The sequence below is a fragment of the Lentibacillus saliphilus genome, from assembly GCF_019093865.1.
Lineage (GTDB): Bacteria > Bacillota > Bacilli > Bacillales > Amphibacillaceae > Lentibacillus_B > Lentibacillus_B saliphilus.
Genome location: NZ_JABJXD010000001.1, coordinates 256022 through 276857, shown reverse-complemented (window position 1 = coordinate 276857; position 20836 = coordinate 256022). Strand labels below are relative to the sequence as shown.

Annotated in this window: 19 protein-coding genes; 17 read left to right on the top strand and 2 right to left on the bottom strand. The window is 40.3% G+C overall.

The features are described 5' to 3' along the window. A complete protein-coding gene (locus HPC67_RS01450) occupies positions 1–864 on the top strand; it encodes a LysR family transcriptional regulator (protein ID WP_217585662.1) in 864 nt (287 codons plus the stop codon). Between the two features lie 23 nt (positions 865–887). Here the strand turns inward: HPC67_RS01450 and HPC67_RS01445 are convergent, their stop codons facing one another. Beyond that, a complete protein-coding gene (locus HPC67_RS01445) occupies positions 888–2606 on the bottom strand; it encodes an Rqc2 family fibronectin-binding protein (protein ID WP_217585661.1) in 1719 nt (572 codons plus the stop codon). A 139-nt stretch (positions 2607–2745) separates the two neighbouring features. On the opposite strand from HPC67_RS01445, the gene HPC67_RS01440 reads away from it, so the two are divergent. The 14 genes from HPC67_RS01440 (at position 2746) to spoVM (ending at position 18004) form a co-directional block, all read left to right on the top strand. Then, the gene (locus HPC67_RS01440) at positions 2746–5400 is read left to right on the top strand and encodes a calcium-translocating P-type ATPase, SERCA-type (RefSeq protein ID WP_217585660.1); all 2655 of its coding nucleotides are present in this window, start codon (positions 2746–2748) and stop codon (positions 5398–5400) included. Between the two features lie 337 nt (positions 5401–5737). Beyond that, the gene (gene remA, locus HPC67_RS01435; RefSeq protein WP_217585659.1) at positions 5738–5998 is read left to right on the top strand and encodes an extracellular matrix/biofilm regulator RemA; all 261 of its coding nucleotides are present in this window, start codon (positions 5738–5740) and stop codon (positions 5996–5998) included. Between the two features lie 32 nt (positions 5999–6030). Continuing rightward, entirely contained in the window at positions 6031–6651 is a 621-nt protein-coding gene (gmk, locus tag HPC67_RS01430; RefSeq protein WP_217585658.1) for a guanylate kinase, read from the top strand. Next, entirely contained in the window at positions 6648–6845 is a 198-nt protein-coding gene (gene rpoZ, locus HPC67_RS01425; protein WP_217585657.1) for a DNA-directed RNA polymerase subunit omega, read from the top strand. The genes gmk and rpoZ overlap by 4 nt, the downstream gene beginning before the upstream one ends. Before the next feature lie 156 nt (positions 6846–7001). Next, positions 7002–8219, top strand: coding sequence for a bifunctional phosphopantothenoylcysteine decarboxylase/phosphopantothenate--cysteine ligase CoaBC (gene coaBC, locus HPC67_RS01420; RefSeq protein WP_217585656.1), 1218 nt, complete (start codon positions 7002–7004; stop codon positions 8217–8219). Beyond that, entirely contained in the window at positions 8206–10614 is a 2409-nt protein-coding gene (gene priA / locus HPC67_RS01415) for a primosomal protein N' (RefSeq protein ID WP_217585655.1), read from the top strand. The genes coaBC and priA overlap by 14 nt, the downstream gene beginning before the upstream one ends. A 14-nt stretch (positions 10615–10628) precedes the next feature. Then, complete coding sequence (gene fmt, locus HPC67_RS01410; RefSeq protein WP_217585654.1) at positions 10629–11564, top strand: methionyl-tRNA formyltransferase; 936 nt, start codon at positions 10629–10631, stop codon at positions 11562–11564. Beyond that, positions 11565–12908 (top strand): 16S rRNA (cytosine(967)-C(5))-methyltransferase RsmB, encoded by a 1344-nt coding sequence (gene rsmB, locus HPC67_RS01405; RefSeq protein ID WP_217585653.1) that lies wholly within the window; start codon positions 11565–11567, stop codon positions 12906–12908. Positions 12909–12945: 37 nt separating this feature from the next. Beyond that, positions 12946–13701: a Stp1/IreP family PP2C-type Ser/Thr phosphatase gene (locus HPC67_RS01400; protein WP_217585652.1), complete on the top strand. Its 756-nt coding sequence runs from the start codon at positions 12946–12948 to the stop codon at positions 13699–13701. Next, positions 13698–15686, top strand: coding sequence for a Stk1 family PASTA domain-containing Ser/Thr kinase (gene pknB / locus HPC67_RS01395; RefSeq protein ID WP_217585651.1), 1989 nt, complete (start codon positions 13698–13700; stop codon positions 15684–15686). The genes HPC67_RS01400 and pknB overlap by 4 nt, the downstream gene beginning before the upstream one ends. Beyond that, the gene (gene rsgA, locus HPC67_RS01390; protein ID WP_217585650.1) at positions 15687–16568 is read left to right on the top strand and encodes a ribosome small subunit-dependent GTPase A; all 882 of its coding nucleotides are present in this window, start codon (positions 15687–15689) and stop codon (positions 16566–16568) included. Between the two features lies 1 nt (position 16569). Next, complete coding sequence (gene rpe / locus HPC67_RS01385; RefSeq protein WP_217585649.1) at positions 16570–17232, top strand: ribulose-phosphate 3-epimerase; 663 nt, start codon at positions 16570–16572, stop codon at positions 17230–17232. A gap of 1 nt (position 17233) precedes the next feature. Then, entirely contained in the window at positions 17234–17890 is a 657-nt protein-coding gene (locus HPC67_RS01380; RefSeq protein ID WP_217585648.1) for a thiamine diphosphokinase, read from the top strand. Between the two features lie 30 nt (positions 17891–17920). Further along, entirely contained in the window at positions 17921–18004 is an 84-nt protein-coding gene (gene spoVM, locus HPC67_RS01375) for a stage V sporulation protein SpoVM (protein WP_217586220.1), read from the top strand. Between the two features lie 245 nt (positions 18005–18249). Here the strand turns inward: spoVM and rpmB are convergent, their stop codons facing one another. Continuing rightward, positions 18250–18438, bottom strand: a complete 189-nt coding sequence (gene rpmB / locus HPC67_RS01370) for a 50S ribosomal protein L28 (RefSeq protein WP_217585647.1) — start codon at positions 18436–18438, stop codon at positions 18250–18252. Between the two features lie 216 nt (positions 18439–18654). On the opposite strand from rpmB, the gene HPC67_RS01365 reads away from it, so the two are divergent. Beyond that, positions 18655–19017, top strand: a complete 363-nt coding sequence (locus tag HPC67_RS01365; RefSeq protein WP_217585646.1) for an Asp23/Gls24 family envelope stress response protein — start codon at positions 18655–18657, stop codon at positions 19015–19017. A gap of 29 nt (positions 19018–19046) precedes the next feature. Further along, complete coding sequence (locus tag HPC67_RS01360) at positions 19047–20705, top strand: DAK2 domain-containing protein (protein WP_217585645.1); 1659 nt, start codon at positions 19047–19049, stop codon at positions 20703–20705. The last annotated feature ends 131 nt before the right edge of the window (positions 20706–20836 follow it).

The following is a 20836-nucleotide window of genomic DNA, read 5'->3' as shown; positions in this document are numbered from 1 at the left end:
ATGAAGATTGATGATTATTATTTACTACTAAAATTAAATGAAGTTGGGACGATAAGGGGAACAGCTAAAGCCATTCTTATTTCCCAACCAGCGGTAACGCAGAGGCTTAAATGGATTGAAGCTTATTTTGATGAAATGATTTTCATTCGCACTCAGAAAAAGCTTCAGCCTACACCAGCAGGAGAACTGATTTTACAGCATGCCAAGGAAGTTGTTCAGCGTGAGCAAATGCTTGAAGCAAAGCTGTCGCAATCACGTGAAAAGATTCAAGGTACGCTGTCAATTGCATGTTCGTCACTTGTGAGTCAACGGTTCCTCCCTGCGATTTTGGGAGAATTTACGGTGCAGTACCCTAAAGTAACAATTGATCTTGTTACTGGAATTAGTGAGGATATCAAACGAAATTATAGAGACTATCATGTTTGTATGATTCGCGGTGAGCCTTTAAAAGAAACGACATGTCAACATTTATTTGCAGATAAGCTTTATATTTTTGATACTGAACCGTTTCCTGACGAAGGTATAAAAGAACGACCACTCATATCCTTTAACAGTGATGACAGCATGCATGATCTTGTTGATGATTGGTTATACCGTTACGGACATAACATCAAACCACAACGGATGATTACAGTCGATCAAATAGAAACATGTAAGCAACTCATGAAGCAGGGGATCGGTATGGCTGTACTCCCGGAAAGTGTCTCTGCCGACATGATGGATGACTACCCACATATGCCGCTTATGCTTAACGGTGAAAATGTCACTCGAGATACGTGGGTATGCTACCACGAAGGCGTCGTGCAGCTGCCACAGGTCGATGCGTTTATTTCTGCACTACATAACCATGTATTTTCGCATTAATACTTAAGGAGCTAACCGATTGGTTAGCTCCTTAAGTATTTTTGACGCATGCTTTTAACGACTTCTTCACTTGGGGTCACGAAAAGTGTCTTTTGTTGATCATAGGTTACAAAGCCAGGCTTAGCACCGCTTGGCTTTTTCACGTGTTTAATCGCAGTATAGTCAACAGGAACGGAAGATGATTGTCGCGATTTACTGTAATATGCAGCAAGTATGGCAGCTTCTTCAAGTGTTTGAGTACTCGGTGTGCTTGATTTGATAATCACATGTGAGCCCGGTATGTCTTTCGTGTGAAGCCAAATATCATTACGATGGGCGACCTTTGTCGTTGCATAGTCATTTTGTTTATTGTTTTTGCCGACAAGTATGAGTGTTCCATCAGACGCGAGGTATTGGTCTAGCTTTGGTTTAGTCGGTTTGTTTTTTTGCTTGCCTCGTTTTTGCTTTTTTAAATAGCCTTCTTCTCTTAGTTCCTCTCTAATTTCTTCAATATCATTTTCGCCGGCAGACTCAATTTGCTGGAGAAGTTGATCAAGATAAGCCAATTCATCATTTGTTTTTTGAATTTCTTTCTCAACCATAATTTTTGACGTTTTGAGTTTTTGATACCGTTTAAAAAATTTTTGTGCGTTTTCACTTGGTGTTTTCACAGGGTCTAGTTGAATGTCAATTTGGGTTTGGTCAGGATCATAGTAATCTGTTACAGTTATCGATTGATCTCCTTGTTGGACGAGATGCATATGTGCTGTGAGCAATTCCCCCATTTTTTGATAATGATCAGCTTTTTCAGCCTTTTGAAGCGTTTGAGCGTGAATTTTAAGCTTGCGTTCATTTTTGTTGAATTCATTTTTAATAAAGCGATAAAGATCTTTTGCTTTCTGTTTCACACGATCACGTTCAGCTTTACCTGAGTAAAAGGCATCGAGCATTTGACTAACCGTAGAGAAGACATGTCTTGGCTCTCCTGTATATGTCATAGTGATAACGTGAAAGTCAGTTTTATTTTGTTCGTATATCGCAGGCTTATAGTCACGATCTTTTATAGTATTAAACAAGTGATCAAGTGCTTCTTGGTATGCCTTTTGTCCTCCTAGGCCAGCTTGAGTTACGACCTCCTTGGCAATAAAAGGTGAAAACCCGGAAATATGATGAACGATTTGTTGATCCATACGACCAGCATTAAAGTCCAACTGTTTGATACATGTTTCCCCATCTGCTTCAAGTGGATTCAACTTGTTCTGCTGTGGTGGTAAAACATACTGATGTCCAGGTTGGATGGTCCGAAAGCGGTTTTGTGACATTGGTACATGTTTAAGACTATCGATGATATGTTCATGATCGCGGTCAACAAGCATGACGTTACTATGCTTCCCCATGAGCTCAATCATAAGTATTTTATAGGCGTCATCACCAATTTCATTACGTGCTTTAAGCGTGATTGTTAAGACGCGTTCTATTTCATGCTGATTAACCGATTCGATCGTCGCGCCTAATAGGTGTTTTCGGAGCAGCATACAAAACATCGGTGGTTCTGTTGGGTTTGTGTATTGATCCTTCGTTAAATGAATTCTTGCGTAAGAAGGGTGTATTGATATGAGCAACGTGTGGTTGGCACCTTTTGCTCTAATCGTAAATACAAGTTCAGTTGCTGTCGGCTGATAAATTTTATTGATTTTTCCCTGTGTTATTGTATCTTGCAATTCTTCAGTGACAGCTTTAGTAACGATTCCATCAAATGGCATATTCTTTCACCTCTGTACGTCATTATAGCATTTTTCTGGACAAGTCTGCATATGATTCTTTGAGAGCAATTCAAAATACCAATGTCAAACAGCGTTTAATCTCATAATTATTATGTCATGACATGTGGAGGAATGCAGAGTGAAGTGGTACCAACTTGATATTGAACAAATTGAGCAAAAGCTGCAGGTGATATCTAATAGAGGATTAAGTCAGAAGCAAAGCGATCGTCGTCTTGAACAAGCTGGCCCTAATATGTTGATATCAAAAAAACAGACATCAAGGCTGTTACTTTTCCTTAAACAGTTTCAAGATTTTATGGTGTTGGTCCTTTTAGCAGCTACACTGATCGCAGGATTGTTAGGTGAGTTTATTGATGCGATAGCTATTATGGTTATTGTATTAATTAATGGATTTATGGGCTATTTTCAAGAACAGAAGGCTGAGAAATCTCTGGAAAAGCTAAAGGAGCTTTCAGCGCCAATGTCATACGTTTTAAGAGATGGACAATGGAAGCATATATCATCTCAACAACTCGTACCAGGCGACGTTGTAAAGGTCTCTTCGGGTGATCGAATTCCCGCAGATATAAGGATTATTCAGTCAAAGGGTTTGGAAACCGAGGAATCTGCTCTTACAGGAGAATCATTACCGGTTGTAAAGCATGCATCAGCACTAAAACAGGACAACCTAGACCCACAAGATCAAGTCAACATGGGTTTTATGGGAACGATGGTTACGAGAGGATCTGGAAAAGGAATTGTCATTGGAACAGGGATGAATACCGTTATGGGTCAAATAGCTTCCCTTATGGCAAAAACTAAAAAAATGATTACGCCTCTTGAACACAAACTTGCAGAATTAGGTAAAATTTTAATCGTTGTTGCCCTGTTGCTAACAGCTATGGTTGTCGTGGTCGGAATTTATCAAGGTCAACCAGCTTATAATATGTTTTTAGCAGGTGTATCACTAGCAGTTGCGGCGATTCCTGAGGGTTTGCCAGCTATTGTAACAGTCGCTTTATCGTTAGGTGTTCAACGCATGATCAAGAAAAAGGCCATCGTCCGCAAACTTTCTGCAGTTGAAACATTAGGCTGTGCCTCTGTGATCTGTTCTGATAAAACAGGTACAATGACAGAGAACAAAATGACGGTAAAAGAGATCTATGTGAATGGCCGTTCGATACAGGTAACAGGAGACGGCTATGATATCGATGGTGCTTTTTATATGAATGACCAGAAAATAGACAGGGACGATTCGCAGCTGGAAACGATGCTTTTGTACGGCATGCTGTGTAATAATGCGTCTTTACGCGTAGAAAAAGGTCAATACAAATTAGAAGGAGACCCAACGGATGGTGCCTTGCTCGTCGCAGCACGTAAAATAGGGCTGATGCAAGCATTAGAGCAACAGTACACAGTTCTTCATGAGATTCCCTTTGATTCAGATCGTAAACGAATGAGCGTTATCGTTGAGGACGAGAATCAGATGCGTTTTATGATTACAAAAGGCGCTTCGGAGGTTATCTTACCGCGAACTTCCTTTTTCATTGGTGAAAATGGACGACAGCTTATGAAGCCTAATGATCAAAAAGTCATTGAACAGTCTGTTGATCGGATGGGGGAAAAAGCACTTCGAACGATCGCAATTGCGATAAAGCCACTTTCTAGTGATGAATCACTAGATCATCCATTTTTGGAAAAAGATCTTACATTTATTGGCCTTTATGGCTTAATGGATCCACCAAGAAAAGAGGTTAAACGAGCGGTCAAAGCATGTCAAGAGGCAGGTATTAAGACGGTCATGATTACGGGTGATCATGAAAAGACAGCCCGTGCGATTGCAGAGCAGATCAATATGTTACCTCGTGATGGTGTTGTTTTGACCGGTGCCCAGCTGAACCACATGTCCGTTTCTGATTTGGAGTCTATGATTGATAACGTATATGTGTTTGCCCGGGTGACGCCAGAGCATAAACTAAAAATTGTTGAGGCGTTTCAGGCGAGAGGGCATATTGTCGCAATGACAGGAGATGGTGTCAACGATGCGCCCGCAATTAAAGCAAGTGATATTGGAATTAGTATGGGACAAAGCGGAACGGATGTAACGAAGGAAGCGTCATCCCTTATACTGATGGATGATAATTTCGCAACGATAAAAGCAGCGATACATGAAGGACGCAATATTTATGAGAATATACGTAAATTCATTCGGTATTTACTAGCCTCTAACGTTGGAGAAATTCTTGTAATGCTTTTTGCAATGATGATGGCGCTCCCTTTACCACTCGTTCCAGTACAAATCTTATGGGTTAATTTGGTCACGGATGGCTTGCCGGCGATGGCACTCGGTTTAGATAAACCAGAGGATGATGTCATGAAGCGCGGGCCGCGTCATCCGCGAGAAGGTATTTTTGCTAGGGGGTTGGGGTTTAAAATTGTGAGTCGTGGTTTTTTGATCGGAATTGTGACATTGATCGCCTTTATATCAATTTACCAAAATGACTCTAGCAATCTCGTACATGCACAGACAGCTGCCTTTGCAACGCTTGTTATGGCACAGCTTATTCACGTATTTGATTGTCGCAGTGAGCATTCTATATTTGCTCGAAACCCGATTGGGAATCCATATTTAGTATTGGCCGTATTGTCATCGGTATTACTTTTAATGATCGTTATTTACTGGCCACCACTACAGCCGATTTTTAGTACGACGCATCTAAGCGTAATGGACTGGATGTTAATTGGTCCACTCAGTGCATTACCGACACTTTTATTCGGTTTCACAAAAAAATAACTGGATCGTCCACCAGATCAATAATGACAACTGCGTCATAAGTGATCTGGTGTTTTTTTCGCTATAACAAACGCCTTATTTTATAAAAGTTTGTAGTTTTACCGATAATATTGCTATAATATAGAGATCATCTAGAAATGTCGAGGAAATGAATACTTTATGCATCACCGTTGACGTCCGCTCTAACCCGTCATTCGTTCTGCTAAACCTAATAGAACAGAGCTCATAAATTACGTGAATGGTTGTGCTTTGTCGTTTGGTTTATTTATAATGAATTTAATACATGACTTGGGACTGATCAACGTAGCGCGTATTATTTATTAAGGGGGCCATTTAGATGGGATTAAGTTTAATTAATATAGGGTTTGGAAATGTTGTGTCAGCAGAACGCATTATTTCTATTGTATCGCCTGAGTCTGCACCTATCAAACGCATTATATCCGTCGCAAGAGACACTAATAAATTAGTGGATGCCACGTATGGAAGACGGACAAGAGCGGTTATCATTACAGATAGTGATCACGTCGTTTTATCAGCAGTACAACCAGAAACGGTTGGACAGCGTGTTATTACGAGTGATGATTCTCAGGAAGAATAAATGGTACATATATTTGACGAGGAGGAAAGGCATTGATCGATCAGAGAGGCATATTATTCGTTCTCTCCGGCCCATCAGGTGTTGGGAAAGGTACGGTTAGAAAAGAATTATTTAGTCGAGACACGAATTTAAAATATTCAATTTCGATGACAACAAGACCAATGCGTCCGGGTGAAGAAGAGGGAAAAGATTATTTTTATAAATCAAAAGATGAGTTTGAACAACTTATTGAGCAAAATGCACTACTAGAATATGCGCAATATGTTGATAATTATTATGGAACACCTCGAAAGTATGTAGAACAGATGTTGGCTAATGGCCATGATGTTTTTTTAGAGATTGAAGTGCAAGGCGCACTTCAAGTTAAAGAAAACTTCCCAGAAGGTGTGTTTATATTTCTGTTCCCTCCAAGCTTAGCAGCATTGAAGGATCGAATTGTAAACCGTGGAACAGAGGCTGAAGATCTCGTTCTAAATCGACTTAAAGAAGCAAAAAAAGAAATCGATATGATGGATGCTTATGATTATGTCGTTGTTAATGATCAAGTTGATCAAGCTGCGACTAAAATTCAGGCGATCATTCAAGGTGAACATTGCAGACGCGCGCGTATTGCAAATCAATATAAAAAAATACTGGAGGATGACACATTATGATGTTAGAACCATCAATAGATGTTTTACAAGAAAAAATTAAATCTAAGTACACACTGGTGACGTTGTCTGCAAAACGAGCACGGCAGCTTCTTGAAACAGAAAACATTTTGATTGAAAAACCAAAGTCACATAAATTTGTTGGTGTTGCTTTAGAAGAGGTCAAAGCTGGTAAAATTTACATTAAACAAGATTAAATTAAAAAGACAAACCCCTCGGACAACAGACGAGGGGTTTCTTATTTTAGCTTGTTCAGCAAGTAATGGATTTTGATGGCGGTATGTACGTTCGTAATATGATATATTGAGAATAGACATAAAATGCGATTAGGAGTAGAAAGGGAGTTTGGTTATATGATACGGGATAAAAACATCATGGTAGGGGTAACGGGCGGTATCGCAGCTTACAAAGCCTGTTCACTCGTTAGCAGTTTAATTCAACAAGGTGCACATGTGAAAGTCGTAATGACAGAGCACGCGACTCAATTCGTCACCCCTTTGACGTTCCAAGCATTATCGCGTCAGCCGGTTTACATCGATACATTTGATGAAAAAGATCCCGAAAAAATTGCTCATATCGATGTTGCCGATTGGGCCGATATCGTGATTCTAGCTCCTGCAACAGCGAATATTATCGCTAAATTGGCAAACGGATTGGCAGATGACATGCTCACAACAACACTTCTTGCTACCCAAGCGGATGTGTACATTGCACCAGCGATGAATGTTCATATGTATGCCCATCCATCTGTTGTAGACAATATGAAAACGCTTGTTGAAAGAGGCTGTTATTTTATTGAACCTGGTGCCGGATACCTTGCTTGTGGTTATGTTGGTAAAGGGCGTCTGGAAGAGCCTGATCGGATCATTGAAGCCATTGAGCATCACCAAAAGCAACAGTCTCTGTTGTCTGGCAAAATTGTATTGGTTAGTGCAGGTCCAACACGAGAAGCCATTGATCCAGTGAGGTTTTTCTCCAATCGATCATCAGGCAAAATGGGGTTCGCTTTAGCTGAGGCTGCAGCCGAGATGGGGGCAAAAGTCATTTTAGTAAGTGGTCCGGTGACATTGAAGGCCGCTCATCCTAATATTGAGCGGATCAATGTTACAACAGCAGCGGAAATGTATGAAGCGATGCATGTACATTATGCCTCTGCAGACATTGTTATTAAAGCAGCCGCAGTTGCTGATTACCGACCTAAACAGACATTTGAACAAAAACTCAAAAAACAGCCTGGTGATTGGACGATTACATTAGAGCGTACACAAGATATTTTAGCTTCACTTGGTGAGCAAAAGAAAGGGCAATTCCTCGTTGGTTTTGCTGCGGAAACGTCAAATGTTATACAAAATGGTTTAGCTAAATTGAAACGTAAAAATTTAGACGCCATCGTTATTAATGACGTGACAAAAGCCGGAGCGGGATTTGCTGGAGATACGAATAAAGCTGTTTATGTCAATCGCTCAAACAGTCAAATTGATATGCCCTTGAGCACCAAAAAAAATATGGCACAAGACATTATGACGTTCATTGCAAAAGATATGAAGGGTGACTTAAATGACGGTCGTTAAGGTCATCGTGGATGTGCCAGCAAATGCCATTAATCAGACATTTGATTATTCTGTTCCAGAGCATTTACAAGACGTCGTTAAGCCAGGCATGCGCGTGATCGTTCCATTTGGTCCACGTAAAATCAGCGGTTTTATCGTTAAGGTAACGAATGAATCAGAGTTTGATAACTTAAAGCCAATACAAGAAGTGCTCGATTTAACCCCCGTATTAACGACAGAATTGATTAGTCTTGGTAAGTGGTTAGCAGAACAAACCTTAAGTCTGTATATAACAGTTTTTCAAGCGATGCTACCACAAGTATTTAAAGCGACCTATAATAAAGAGTTGGTTAAGCTGACCGATAGCCATCTCCCTCCAAGTATCGCAAGCGTATTCGCTGAACGCTCTGTTATTCCATTTGAGGAAATAGAGCAAACACAGCTATCCTATCGTGACATTCAAAAATGTATACAGGAAGGGTATCTCTACGTCAATTATGTCGTTAAATCTCGGGTGACCAAGAAATATAAAACAATCGTTAAACCATTAAAGCCGTCTCATCTTCTGGAGGAAGCAGGTCTTGATTTAGCTGCTTCTGCTCGTAAACAGCGAGACGTACTCAATCATTTCATTCAAAATCCTGAGCCAATTGAACAAAAGGTATTAATTGAACAACTGAAAACGACGATTAGTCCGCTAAAGGCTCTTGTTGATAAAGGGTTGATTACCATTTATCGTCAGGAGGTTTATCGTAATCCGGTCAACGATGATCAGTATTCGAGGACTTTTCCACTGATATTGACAGATGAACAAAGAAAGGCAATTGAACCCATTCAAACTGACATTGCTGAGCATAAGCATGCTGTTCATCTCGTGCATGGTGTGACTGGAAGCGGCAAAACAGAAATATATTTACAGGCAATTCAAGATGTGGTCGATAATGGAAAAGAAGCGATCGTCTTGGTGCCAGAAATTTCTTTAACACCTCAAATGGTTAAACGCTTTAAAGGGCGATTCGGTAAAAATGTAGCTGTTTTGCACAGCGCTTTATCTGTTGGTGAAAAATACGATGAGTGGCGCCGCATTCATCAAAAGGAAGTACAAGTCGTTGTAGGGGCAAGGTCAGCTGTCTTTGCACCGTTTGAGCGGCTTGGAATAATCATTATCGATGAGGAACATGAAACAACGTATAAACAAGAGGAGCAGCCAAGATACCATGCACGAGATGTCGCGATTTATCGGGGACAATACCATCAGTGCCCTGTCATTCTTGGAAGTGCTACACCGTCTTTAGAATCGTATGCTAGAGCACAAAAAGAACGCTATAAACTGGCCGTGTTAAAAAAACGAACGAATGAGCAATCAATGCCTCAAGTTACGACCGTCGATATGCGTCAAGAACTGCATGCTGGAAATCGGACGATGTTTTCTCGAATGTTATTAGACAATATACATAGCCGTCTAGACAAAAATGAACAAATTGTTTTGCTTTTGAACAGACGGGGCTACTCCACATTTGTGATGTGTCGCGATTGTGGCCATGTGAATGAATGTCCGCATTGTGATATTGCACTGACGTTTCATAAACATACAAATCGGTTAAAATGTCATTATTGCGGGTATGAAGAAGCGGTACCAGTTACGTGTCCAAGTTGTGATAGTGATATGATCCGGTATTTTGGAACGGGTACGCAAAAGGTTGAGGAAGAACTTGTTAAATTACTACCAGAAGCACGCATCATTCGTATGGATGTGGACACGACGCGACGCAAAGGTGCGCATGAACGATTACTTGAACGCTTTGCTCGTAAAGAAGCTGATATATTACTCGGTACTCAAATGATTGCAAAAGGACTCGATTTTGAAAATGTTACCCTTGTTGGCGTTTTAACAGCTGATGCAATGCTTAACTTGCCTGATTTTCGTGCGTCCGAAAAGACGTTTCAATTGTTAACACAAGTCAGTGGTCGAGCTGGACGCCATGAACTGCCTGGTGAAGTGATTATCCAGACTTACACACCCGAACACTACAGCATTGAATTAGCGAGCACGTATCAATTTGAAGCATTTTATAACCGTGAAATGGCAATACGTAAAACATTTCAATATCCGCCATTTGTGTTTTTAGCTTTACTGACGGTATCCCACCCTGATCAGATAAAGGTCATTCAAACGACGCAACAAATTGTAGCATTGTTGGCAAAATACACACGAGAAGAAACAGTTATTCTCGGACCAACACCATCACCGATAACACGAATCAAAAATAGATTCCGCTATCAATGCATGATAAAATATAAACATGAACCAAACTTAAAAACATTGATTCGAAAAGTGATTCAACAATTTGAACGCGAAACGACTAATGGAGAATTAATGATTACAGTTGACATGCAGCCTTATCAGCTGATGTAGGAGGACGATATACATTGAAGAGAATCGTATTTATGGGAACACCTGATTTTTCGGTTCCTATTTTAAAAACGTTATTACAAACAGATTATGAAATTGTTCTCGTTGTGACACAGCCCGATCGCCCGAAAGGCAGAAAAAAGGTGCTCACCCCACCTCCTGTAAAAGTGGCTGCAGAAGAAGCAGGTCTCCCTGTTTACCAACCAGAGAAGCTTAAAACGGACTATCAGTATATTTTAGACTTTGAGCCAGATTTAATCATTACCGCCGCTTATGGCCAACTGTTACCTAGTGAGCTGTTGAAAGGACCACGATATGGGTGTATTAACGTTCATGCCTCACTACTACCAGAATTAAGAGGCGGCGCTCCAATTCACTATGCTATTTTACAAGGAAAACAAGAAACAGGCGTCACCATCATGTATATGGTTGATAAATTGGATGCAGGAGACATGCTTGCACAAGATAAGGTTACCATTGAAGAGGCTGATCACGTAGGCACGCTACATGACAAATTGTCCGCTTTAGGTGCTCAGTTATTGATAGAGACGCTTCCTAGTATTTTTGCTGGTACAGTCAATCCCGTAAAACAATCTGAAGCACAAGCGACCTTTGCGCCTAACATTCAACGGGGCGAAGAACAAATTGATTGGACAAAAGATCACACATCTATATACAATCATATTCGCGGTCTTTGCCCATGGCCAGTTGCCTATACAGTATTAAACGGGCACACGCTCAAGGTGTGGTGGGGAGAAAAGGATACAAAGTCATATTCTGGTCAACCAGGAGAAATTGTTGACGTCAATGAAGAATCGCTTACCATTTTATGTGGTGATGGAAAGGGCATACGGCTAACAGAAGTACAACCAGCAGGTAAAAAACGTATGTCAGCAGGTGATTTTTTACGTGGTACGACGGAATTGACCACAGGGATGAAAATAGGTGATTAAATGAATAAACCACATCAACTAAGAATGGCAATATTAGACGTCCTCATCAAAATTGAACAAAAGAGCGGCTATAGTCACCTAGTGATTAGTCACGAAATTAATCAGCAACACATCAGTAAGAAAGATGAAGGACTGTTCACTGAAATTGTGTACGGCACGATGCAACGAAAAATGACAATTGACTTTTACCTCGATGCTTTTTTAAAACGAAACCAAAAGCTACAGCCATGGGTGAAAATGCTTCTCAGGATGTCTGTTTATCAAATGGTCTACTTAGACAAAGTACCTGATCATGCAATTATCCATGAAGCCGTTGAAATCGCAAAACAGAGAGGGCATAAAGGCATTGCCTCTCTTATCAATGGCGTATTGCGCAACATTCAGCGCAAAGGTGTTCCAGATTTAGCGTCTATTACCCCTGAAGCAAAGCAGTTGGCGATCGCGACAAGTCATCCGGAATGGCTCGTTAATCGCTGGATTTCCATGTATGGTTTTGATGTAACAGCGCAAATGTGTCACGCTAACCTGCATCATATCCCGGTATCTATCCGTATCCAGCCTTTAAAAACATCACGTAAGGCTATGATTGCTCAGCTAGAGGCAGAAGGGTTTGAAGTGAGGCCATCAAAGCTTTCATCACAAGGGATTATAATAGATAAAGGCAATATTCTTAAGTCCAACGTTCTTTCTGAAGGTCTCGCAACGATCCAAGATCAAAGTTCTATGCTAGTAGGTGAATTGCTAGACGTTCGTGAAGGAATGAATGTTCTAGATGCGTGTAGCGCACCAGGCGGAAAAGCGACGCATATCGCTGAAAAAATGAATAATCAAGGACAAATTCGAGCATATGATCTTCATAAGAAGAAACTCAATTTAATTCAAGACAAAGCGAAAACCTTAGGGCTGTCGATCATCAATACTGAACAAGGTGATGCTAGAAATGTTCATCTACCTGCCGAGTCCTTTGATCGTATCCTCGTTGATGCGCCATGTTCAGGGTTAGGTGTAATTCGTGGAAAACCAGATATTAAATACAACAAAAATGAAGCGGATATCAAAAAGTTGTCACAGATACAGCTCGATATTCTCACTCATATTGCCCCAACACTGAAAAAAGGTGGACGAATGATCTATAGTACGTGTACAGTTGATTTAGAAGAAAATGAACATGTCATTCAAACATTTTTAGAGCATCACCCAGAATACGCTGTTGATCAGACTTTTTGGGCGGAACTTCCCGATCCGATAAAAGACTCGGTAGATCAATCGGATTATGGCTTGCAGCTTTTTCCACACACGTTTGAGACAGATGGGTTCTTTCTTGTACGTCTGATGAAGAAGTAGATTAGACAATTGATGTCGCTGTTAGAGGGGTGAAAAGATGAAGACACTATTTTTGACTGATAAAGGTAAAGTCCGACACCACAATGAAGATTCAGGTGGCATATATGAGAATCAAACTGGACAATCCATAGCAGTTGTTGCGGATGGTATGGGTGGACACCAAGCAGGTGATGTCGCTAGCAATATGGCGACATCATTTCTTCAAAAAAAATGGGAAAACATTGAACATGTTCAAACGCCTGATGAAATTGAAACGTGGTTACGACAAATCGTTCAGGAAATGAACAGATCTATCTATGATCAAGCAACACGCCATAAGGACTATAGTGGTATGGGAACAACGATCGTAATTGCGGTTTGTACGTATGAGTTTGTTACGCTTGCTCATATTGGTGATAGTAGGTGTTACTTAATGAATGCTAATGGGTTTACCCAAATGACTGAGGATCATTCTTTAGTCAATGAGCTCGTTCGCTCTGGGCAGCTTTCAAAAGAACAAGCACATGACCATCCAAGGAAAAATGTCGTCTTGAAGGCTCTCGGAACAGAATATGATGTGAATGCTGATGTTAAGACGATTAATTGGGATAAAGGTGATATGCTTCTTTTGTGCTCAGATGGCTTAACAGATAAAGTGTCTGAGCCAGAATTGCAATCATTTTTAAATGACGCTGTTGACATTACGACAACAGGAAAGCAACTTATTCAGTTGGCTAATGACCGAGGTGGCGAGGATAATATTTCGCTCGCCATTGTTTTGAATGGAAACGTGGGAGAAGGTGAAGCATCATGATGAAGGGTCAATTACTTAATGAACGCTATCGTATCAAAGAAACGATCGGCGGGGGTGGTATGGCGAATGTGTATTTGGCACATGACACGATTTTAGATCGTGATGTTGCCATCAAGGTGCTGAGATTTGAATTTGCTAATGATGATGAATTCATTGCTAGATTTGATCGAGAGGCACAATCTGCAACAAGTTTATCACATCCTAATATCGTCAACATATATGATGTCGGTGAAGAGGATCATATTTTATATATGGTTATGGAATATGTTGACGGTATGACATTGAAGGAATACATACAGCAAAATGGGCCGCTTGAGGTGGAAGAAGCGCTCGATATTATGAAACAGATCTCATCGGCTATTGCGCATGCTCATGCCAACAATATTGTTCATCGTGATATTAAACCTCAAAACATATTAATAGATCGTTTTGGTCAAGTAAAAGTAACGGATTTTGGGATTGCGATTGCGTTAAGTGCAACAGCACTCACACAAACGAATTCAATATTAGGTTCTGTACATTACTTATCGCCGGAACAAGCGCGTGGGGGTATGGCAACTAAAAAGTCGGACATCTATTCACTCGGTATTGTCTTGTTTGAGTTATTGGTCGGTCGGTTACCATTTTCTGGTCAAACCCCTGTTGCCATTGCACTCAAACACTTGCAAAGTGATACACCCTCAGTCCGGAAGTTTAACCTAGCTGTCCCACAAAGTGTTGAAAATATCGTATTACAAGCTACAGCTAAAGATCCTTTTCATCGTTATGGAAACATGTATGAAATGGAACAAGCACTTGAACGCGCATTGCATCCGTCAAACCAAGAAGTGGATCGCTTTACGCCGCCCGTAGAAGCGGGTGAAGAAACGAAGGCCATTCCAATCATTCGTGACGATCAATTCAAGCTTAATAAGAATGACGATACGATTGTTCATACAGATGATACGACACAAATGAATAGCAAAGAAAAGAAACAATCGCTAGAACAACAACCAAAGAAGAAACGAAGAAAATGGGTGTGGATTAGTGCGATAATTGTATCTCTTGCCGTCATCATCACTGCAATCATTATGGTTCCAACATTTTTGCAACCAGAAGAAATAGAAATTCCAGATGTTGTCGGTTTGACATATGAAGATGCATTAGATGCTCTGGAAGAGCTTCAGCTTCAAGGTGTTGAAGAACTCATGTATTCAGAAGAAGTGGACGAAGGGTATGTCATTAAAACAAGTCCCAAACCTGGACAAAAGGTTGAACAAAATGAAGAAGTCACCCTTTTTGTGAGTCAGGGCAAGGAAACTGTAACGTTTGACGATTATACGGGAGAAAATTTTAATCAGGTCAAACGAATATTAAATAATAAGGGCTATGAAGACATCATTGCCATTGAAAAGCATTCAGATATACCTGAAGGTCATATTATTGCGCATATACAGCCAGCTCCTGGAGATGAAGTGATACCGGAGAACATACGGGTTATATTTGATGTTAGTATTGGACCGGAAACAATATCATTGATTAATCTCAAAAACATGACGGAAGATGAGGTTAAAAGGTATTTAAATGAGCATGATCTTCAAATGAATAAATTGACCGAGCATTCCGATACAGTGCCTGAAGGTGAAGTTATTCGACACGATCCATCTCCTTCCGCTGAGTTAAATAAAGGTGATACAGTTGATGTTTATTTTTCTAGTGGACCTGAAGAAAAGCCGATATCGACCGTTTCAGAAACATTTGTCGTCCAATATATTCTAAACCAGGATGATGGTGAAACAGACACACTTCCGCAACAGCAAGTCACCATTTATATTGACGATATGAATCGGGATATTTCTCATGTCGCACGCCAAGAGCTCATCTCAGAGGATAAAGAATTCACCATTGACTTAACGATTGCGCCTGGTGAGGTTGCTTCGTATAAGGTGGTCCGTGATGATGAGGTTGTTATTGAAAAGACCGTTCAATATAAGGAAGGTGGATAAATGCTTGAAGGAAGAATTTTAAAGGCTTTGAGCGGCTTTTATTACGTTAAAAATGGGACAATTTTATATCAATGCAGGGGGAGAGGCGTGTTCCGGAATCAGGCAATAAAGCCATTGGTTGGAGATCTCGTTCAATTTGAACCGAGAGAAAACAATGAAGGCTATATTACACATATTCAAGAACGACAGAACGAGCTCGTTCGTCCGCCCGTTGCGAATATTGATCAAGCTATTATTATGAGCTCAGCCGTTGATCCGTCTTTTAGTCCGCTGTTGCTTGACCGCTTTTTATTGTTAATGGAAGCCAAACGTATTGATGCAATCATCGTCATATCAAAAATGGATTTAAGTCATTCGAACATAGACCTTGACATTAAAGCATATCGTGAGGCTTATGAACAGATTGGTTACCCCGTCATTCCTTTGTCCATTCAAGACCAAACGGACATACAAAAGTTAGGACATTATTTGACTAATAAAGTGAGTGTCATTGCCGGACAATCAGGTGTTGGAAAATCGACGTTAATTAATGAACTGAATCAAACTCTAAATTTAGAGACAGGTGATATATCAAAGAGTCTTGGACGTGGAAAGCATACAACTCGACACGTTGAACTACTTGATGTTTATGATGGGTTAATTGCTGATACACCTGGATTCAGCTCTATCGATTTTTCTGAAATTGACTTAGATGAATTAAGTGATTGTTTTCCGGAAATGCGTCATTTAAATCATCAATGTAAATTTCGTGGTTGCACACATCGCCAAGAACCTGGTTGTGCTGTGAAGGTAGCTGTCGATGAAGGTACCGTCCCTGCATTCCGGTATAAGCATTATCTTAATTTTTATGATGAAATTCAATCCAGAAAGCCGAGGTATTGATATGGTTAAAATAGCACCATCCATTTTATCCGCTGATTTTGCAAGATTAGGAGAAGAAATTAAAGAGGTTGAAGCAGGAGGGGCAGAACTGATTCACGTTGATGTTATGGATGGCCATTTTGTGCCGAATATAACAATTGGCCCACTTATTGTTGATGCCATCCGTCCTGTTACATCACTTCCATTAGACGTTCATCTTATGATTGAACAGCCTGACACGTACATTCCAGCTTTTGCAGATGCGGGTGCTTCTATTATTACGGTCCATCAAGAAGCATGTCCACATCTGCACAGAACGATTCAATTAATCAAAAGTAAAGGTGTGAAAGCAGGTGTTGTTCTTAATCCAGCAACCCCTGCGGAAATGATCAAAGATATACTCCCAGAAGTTGATATGGTCTTAGTTATGACCGTTAACCCGGGGTTTGGTGGTCAGGCTTTTATTCATAGCGCGATTACAAAAATAGAGCAGATTGCGAAATGGCGCAAGGAAAAAGGTTTAACATTTGATATTGAAGTTGACGGGGGCGTGACATCCGAAACAGCGAAGCTATGTACCGATGCAGGCGCTAATATTCTCGTAGCTGGAAGTGCGGTATTTAACAAGAAAGACAGAAAAGCTGCTATCGAACAAATCATCGGATCAACACGAACGGATATGTAACATGGATCGAACTGTAGCGATCGTTGGTAATGGTCCAAGCGATCTGATTCCTGATTTGCAATTAATACCAGAGGCTGCCGATATTGATGTATGGATTGGCGCTGATCGTGGTGCTTTGACAATTTTGCAAAATAATTTGCCTCTACATTATGCGGTAGGGGATTTTGATTCTGTATCTGCTGCTGAAAAAGATCGGATCAAACAAGCTGCTAAAACGTTTCAAATATATCCAGAAGAAAAAGATTGGACAGATTTAGAACTTGCGGTCCAAATCGCTCACGATCTTCAGCCAGCCCATCTATATTTATTCGGTTTGAGTGGTGGAAGATTTGATCATACACTGATAAATCTTCAATTGCTTGTGAAGCTTTTGGAACACAACATTTCTGCTGTGATGGTCGACAAGCAGAGTCAGGTTATGGCAACTCGTCCAGGGTTACATACGGTCAATGATGAACCGTGTTACCCACATGTGTCTTTCATACCACACACAGAATGGGTAACAGGGTTAACGCTAGATGGTTTTTATTATCCACTAAAGAACGCTGACATTTCATGGGGCTCCACGCTCTGTATTTCTAATAAGCTTGTTAGAAATAGTGGTACTTTTTCCTTTAAAAGCGGCATACTATTGATAGTAAAGAGCCGTGATCTTTAAGCAACAGTTGTCCAAGAGGAGGGGGAACTCATGAAATTTTATACAATTAAGCTCCCAAGGTTTGTTGGTGGATTTGTCCAAATGGTAATAGGTGTATTTAAGAAAGAAAAGTAATACGTCATTAAGCTTTTGTCATCAATTGTTGGCAAAAGCTCATTTTTTTGACACATTTTATTGGGTGTAGATCAATAAAAAGATGGATTTGAGTTTAATACGGGTTTTGAGCATCGTAATGATGATCAAACATACTGTATGCACATAAAGATTGTGTCTCATAATATAAGTACCGCCTAAACGCTTACTAACGAAAAAAAGCACCCTTTTGATGGATGCTTTTTTCGTTCATGAATTATCGTATATTATACCCGCTCTACTTTACCTGATTTAAGAGCGCGTGCCGATACATACACACGTTTTGGTTTGCCGTTTACCATAATACGGACTTTTTGTACGTTTGCTTTCCAACTGCGTTTGTTTGCGTTCATGGCATGGGAGCGCTGGTTTCCAGTACGGGTTTTACGCCCTGTAACAACACATTTTCTGGCCATGGTCATCCCTCCTACTTTTTACATGTATCATATTCACCTTAATTAATTTATCATATGGCTGTCTATAATGCAATATAAAGAAAAACTTCTTGACAGACGAACTAAAATCATACATTGTATATAAGGGATGAAAGTTGTCGATTCACTTTAAAAAAATGTCTGCATATAGTAAAATACCTTATGAAGATTAGGAGCAGGTATTAAAGGAGGATAATAATGTCCATTGAACTGAATACAAATGATGGTCAAGTGACAATTACAAATGAAGTCATTGCGACGATTGCCGGTGGCGCAGCGGTTGAATGTTACGGAATTGTTGGCATGGCCTCCAAAAGTCAAATTAAAGATGGTATTGCGGAAATACTGAGAAAAGAAAATTTTGCCCGTGGTGTTGTCGTTAGGCAGGAGGATCACCACCTGCATATTGACATGTACATCATTGTCAGTTACGGTACAAAAATCTCAGAAGTCGCACATAACGTACAATCACAAGTAAAATATACACTTAATCAATCGTTGGGATTATCAATCGATTCCGTAAACATCTATATACAAGGTGTACGGGTCGCTAAAGATTAATGGATCCCTTTAGTGAAGGAGGAAAAAATGTGACATTACGAACACTTGATGGTGCAATGTTTGCACAAATGGTGCTCTCTGGTGCTCATCATCTAAGCAATAACGCTGATAAAATAGATGCCCTTAATGTGTTTCCTGTACCCGATGGTGATACAGGGACAAATATGAATTTATCAATGACTTCAGGTGCTAATGAAACAAAGCAAAATGCGAGCGAAAGCATTTCAGATGTTGGCTCAGCTTTTGCTAAGGGATTGCTTATGGGGGCAAGAGGAAATTCAGGCGTTATTTTATCGCAAATTTTTCGTGGTTTTTCGAAAGGACTCGGCAATAACAAGGCGATTACAACAAAGGAATTCGCTAGCGCACTTGATAATGGTGTAAAAACGGCATACAAAGCCGTTATGAAACCAGTAGAGGGTACGATATTAACTGTTGCTAAAGATGCTGCTAATCATGCCCTTAGCGTTGCAGAGACAGAGGAAGACATCATTAACCTCATGGATCGTACGCTTGCTGAAGCAAAAGCATCTCTTAAGCGGACACCTGATCTTTTACCTGTTTTAAAAGAAGTTGGTGTTGTCGATTCAGGTGGCCAGGGCTTAGTGACGATTTATGAAGGTTTTGTGACTGCGCTAAAAGGTGAAGCATTACCTGAATCCTCATCAGACGTAACGATGGATGATATGATAAGTGCTGAACACCACAAATCAGCTCAAGATTTTATGAATACAGAAGATATTGAATTTGGCTATTGCACGGAGTTTATGGTTAAGTTTGAAGCAGATAAGCTGAATGAGACCCCGTTTGACGAACAAGCTTTCCGTGAGCAGCTCAGTGAGCATGGTGATTCGCTTCTAGTCGTTTCAGATGATGATGTTGTCAAAGTACATATTCATGCCGAATATCCAGGTACAGTGATGACACTCGGTCAAAAATACGGTAGTTTAATCAACATGAAAATTGAAAATATGCGTGAACAGCATACAGCGATTGTCGGTAATAAGAAAAAAGCCGTCAAACAAAAGAAATCAGATTATGCGATTGTGACTGTTGGTATGGGATCTGGTATTAAGTCCCTGTTTGAGAGTCTTGGTGCATCTGTTGTTATTGAAGGTGGCCAAACGATGAATCCAAGTACACAGGACATCGCAGACGCTATTGATCAGGCACACGCTCATAAAGTGATCGTCTTGCCGAATAATAAAAATATTGTAATGGCGGCTGAACAAGCTGGAGAGCTTGTGGACGCAGAGGTCGCAGTCGTTCCAACAACATCAATCCCACAAGGTATTGGTGCAATGCTTGCATTCCACCCTGAGGCAGATCTTCAGTCTAATCGGAACGATATGCTAGATGCAGCGGGAGCGGTTAAAACTGGTCAAGTTACGTACGCAGTCAGAGATACACAGATTGATGGTATGACAATCGAAAAAGATCATTTCATGGGTATTGCTGATGGCAAGATTAAAGCGACGAACAAAAGCAAGTTTGATACGGTTAAAGCGCTTCTAGATGATATAATTACCGATGAAGATGAAATATTAACGATCCTTCAAGGGGAGGATACGTCTGATTCAGAAATGGACGAGCTCGTGTCCTATGTTGAAGAAACATTTGACGACATTGAAGTTGAACGTCACAAAGGCGATCAACCAATTTATTCCTATATTTTCTCGGTTGAATAATTTTTCAAAAAAGCGATGGCACTTTACCATCGCTTTTCTATGCTCAATTTTTCCCGTACAATGTATACGTACGCGTTGAATGTTTGGTATAATACAGCCAACGCAAGCAGTATAACTTAGGTGGTGATACG